Genomic DNA, 3,038 nt, shown 5'->3' with positions numbered 1-3,038 from the left:
CCGACCAGCGCAACCGCGCCGCGACGCTGGCCGCCGCGCACAAGGCCATGCAGGACGCGCGGAAGGCGCGCCAGCGCTAACGCATTCCCCACCACGTTGCTTCGCAACGCGGCGGGGGCCCCGATTGGGGGCGATCCTGTAGTGACGGCTCATCCTGTCGCGGCAGAGCCGCGACAGGGCACCTGGGGGCCAGAGGGCCCTCCGCTGACGGAACAGTCGGTCAGGTCGCGATAGCTGCCGGGAGAAGGGCGGCGAGGTCCGGACAGCAGGTCCGCATCGCCTCGCTCGCCGGAAGGCCGAGCGCCCGGCACGCGACGAAGGCGCAGGCGAGGTTGGACGACAGGACCGGCACGCCGAGCGGCCCGCGCATCCACTCCATCGCGTCCAGCGTCGCGGCACCCGTGCCGGAGATCAGCACGGCGCAATCCTGCGGCGGCGCCAGCTTCGCCAAGCCGTCCGCGACCTCCTCCGGCGTCAGGTCATAGGCGCGGAAGGTGTCGGAGACCTTGAAGGACTCCACCAGGTCGAACCCGGCCGCGGCCCAGTAGGTCTCGGCGCGCTCCGTCAGCCAGCCCGGATAGGGGGAGAACAGCAGCAGCCGCCGGCGGCCAAGTGCCGCCAGGGCCGCCGCGATGGCGCGCGAGGCGAGGATCACCGGGCGCCCTGCATGCGCTGACAACCGCGTCTGCAGCGCCTGGTCTTCGGCCGGCGGCAGCGCGTAGCTCGTGCCGGTGAGGCCGACGATCACCGCATCCAGCGCCAGGTTGCCGAAGGCGCCGAGCGCCGCCTCGACATGGCCGAGATAGACGGCGTTGCGCTGTTCCAGCGTGGTGTTCGGCATCACCGGCAGCCGCGCGACATGCAGCGCGGCCTGCGGCGGCAGGAGATGCCGGATCTCCGGCTCCACCGCCGGGTTGGCGGAGGGCGAGAGCAGCCCGATGCGATGCGTGGGGTGCCATCGGCGGATCGGGTGGGTCACGGCATCCCCGCCTTCGCGATGTCGAGCATGCTGGCCTCCCGCGCCCAGTTGCGCGCCTGCTCCGGCGACAGCGCCGCCATGCGCGCAACCTCGTCGCCGCCGGCGACGCGCGCATCGGTGCGCGGCAGCAGCGCCTCCCGCACCGTGGCGAGCCTCGCCGCCGCCCAGGCATCGAGCAACTGGTCGTCGCCGTCGTCCAGCACGCGCCGCAGCGTCGCGGCCAGCGTCATCGCGTCGTGCACGCCGGCATTCATGTTCATACCGCCGCGCGTGTTGGTCAGGTGCGCCGCGTCGCCCGCCAGCAGAACGCGGCCGGCGCGATACGCCACCGCCATCGCCTTGCGTACGCCATAGACGTCGCGGCCGCTGATCGGCAGGTCGCGCAGATGCGGCAGGACGCGCGCGATGCGGGCGCGCGCGTGGTCCCCGGCCATCGCGGCCTCGTCGCTCATCTCCGGCGGGATGCGGAAGATGAGGCGCCAGACCTTCGGCATCCGAAGCAGCGAACAGGACGCATCCGCATCATAGAGGTAGCCGAGCCCGTCCAGCCCCGGGACGTGGTCGCGCAGGTCGAGCGGCGTCAGCAGGCGCAGCACCCGATGCGCGTAGTCGCTCGTCTCCGCCGCGATGCCGGCCAGGCCGCGCACGGCTCCGGAGGAGCCGTCGCAGCCGATGAGGTAACGCGCGCGATGTGTGCTGCCGTCCTCGCAGGTGACGGTCACGCCATCGCCCTGCTCGATCGTCGCGACACCGGCGCCGAAGCGCACCGTGCCGGCCGGCAGCGCGGCCAGCAGCGCGGGCGTCAGCCAATGCTGCTCGCGGTGCCAGCGGAAGGGAAAGCGCGTCTCACCGCCGAGGATGCCGAGGTCGAGCGTGGCGTCTGCGCCGGTGTCCACGCGACGCCACAGGATGCGGTCCACCTGCACGCCGCCCGGCCGCAGCGCGGCGAAGACGCCGAGCTCGTCCAGCGCCTCCAGCGTCGGCGGATGGAAGGTGGAGGCGCGCGAGGCGGTGGACAGCCCCTCGCGCTTCTCCAGCACGCGCGCATCGATCCCGCGACGGTGCAGCGCGAGCGCGAGCGTCAGCCCGACCGGACCGGCGCCGGCGATCAGGATGTCGGTCATCCGAACAGCCCTTCCGCCGGGCCGTCGTCCAGCAGCGCCGCGATCGCGCGCGCGACGCCGGCATCGCCGATCGTGGGACCGGCGAAGCGCGCGAACTTCGCGAGGGCCTCAGCCTCGGTCATCGGCCGGTCGGGATCGCCGGTGACGCCGGTGACCGACGCGCTCTTGCCATCCACTGTCAGCGTCGCACCGCGCTTGCCGGCTGCGGTCAGCGCCGCATCCTCAACCAGTTCCACCCGCGCCTCGATGTCGCGCAGGCGCAAATCGGCGAGCGCAGCGTCGGTGTAGGCGGCTGGCCCGAGATCGCCCTGCACGAGGGCGGCCGCGACCGCCCAGCTCAGGCTGAACTGCGCGGCGATGGCGGCGCGCGGCGCGCGGTTGCCGGCATAGCGCAGCGCCTCGGCATAGGTGGCCAGGACGATGCGGGCTGGCATCGGCGACACACGGCCACGCAGCGCCAGCGCCGCAGCCACCGCGTAATGCGCGTGGCGCACGCCGGCGAAGGGTTTCAGGTAGGCCTCTTCCAGCAGCCAGGTGCCGGGCCGTTCGGTCGCGGCCGGCTCGGAATGGCCGAGCGCGATCGCGCGTGCGGTGTCGAAGCCGTCCTCGGGCGCGTCCATGCCCGCGGCCGCCGAGGCAGCGGCGAGGCTGCCGAGTAGCGTCGCATGCGCCGGATAGCTGTTGCGTCCATCCATCCCCGCCGCGATCGGTGCATAGAGCGAGAAGGGCACCTGGCAGGCGACGAGCCGCACCGCGCGCGCGATGCCCTCCGCGTCGAGCCCTGCGAGTCTCGCCGCGCCGGCCGCGGCGCCGAGGCTGTGCCAGGACCCGTCCACATGCATGGCGGGCTTGATGCGCCAGGCCTCGCCGGCGCGCGCCGCGACCTCGTAGCCGAGCGCGAAGGCGGCGAGCGCCTCGCGCGCGGGCGCGCCGGT

At 73.6% G+C, this 3,038-nt stretch carries 3 protein-coding genes; all 3 read right to left on the bottom strand.

What is annotated here, in order from left to right:
* Window positions 1-220 precede the first annotated feature (220 nt).
* Window positions 221-979 (bottom strand): aspartate racemase/maleate isomerase family protein, encoded by a 759-nt coding sequence (locus tag L2I40_RS21235; protein WP_237217195.1) that lies wholly within the window; start codon window positions 977-979, stop codon window positions 221-223.
* Window positions 976-2,103 (bottom strand): FAD-dependent oxidoreductase, encoded by a 1,128-nt coding sequence (locus tag L2I40_RS21230; protein ID WP_237217194.1) that lies wholly within the window; start codon window positions 2,101-2,103, stop codon window positions 976-978. Before L2I40_RS21230 ends, L2I40_RS21235 begins: the two co-directional genes overlap by 4 nt.
* The coding region (locus tag L2I40_RS21225) for an MmgE/PrpD family protein (RefSeq protein ID WP_237217193.1) at window positions 2,100-3,038 on the bottom strand (939 nt) is incomplete at its 5' end. The genes L2I40_RS21225 and L2I40_RS21230, both read right to left, overlap by 4 nt.

Origin of the sequence: Falsiroseomonas oryziterrae, from assembly GCF_021864505.1 — a bacterium.
Taxonomy (GTDB): domain Bacteria; phylum Pseudomonadota; class Alphaproteobacteria; order Acetobacterales; family Acetobacteraceae; genus Falsiroseomonas; species Falsiroseomonas oryziterrae.
Note: the sequence above shows the minus strand (reverse complement) of the source record. Positions and strands in the feature narration are given on the sequence as shown.